General features: G+C 65.0%; 1 protein-coding gene. It reads right to left on the reverse strand.

The window, feature by feature from the left end; genetic code table 11:
• Positions 1 to 323, reverse strand: a 323-nt coding sequence (locus EN808_RS35590; protein WP_135918251.1) for a 3-deoxy-7-phosphoheptulonate synthase, incomplete at both ends; no start/stop codon positions are given.

The raw sequence follows: 323 nt of genomic DNA on the forward strand, positions 1-323 counted from the left end.
TTGCCGGTCATCTCGACATGAATACCGCCCGGATGCGTGCCTTCGGCGCGATGCACTTCGAAGAAGGTCTGCACTTCCTTGAGGATGCGGTCGAAAGGCCGCGTCTTGTAGCCGGCCGCCTCGATCGTATTGCCGTGCATCGGGTCGGATGACCACACGACGCTGCGGCCTTCCTTCTTCACCGCCCGCACCAGCTTCGGCAGGTGCTCGGCGACCTTGTCGGAGCCGAAACGGGCGATCAGCGTCAGCCGTCCCGGCTCGTTCTCGGGATTGAGCAGGTCGATGAGCTCCAGCAGGCCGTCCGGGGTCAGCGACGGCCCGCA

Source organism: Mesorhizobium sp. M8A.F.Ca.ET.165.01.1.1 (assembly GCF_004792065.1).
Lineage (GTDB): Bacteria > Pseudomonadota > Alphaproteobacteria > Rhizobiales > Rhizobiaceae > Mesorhizobium.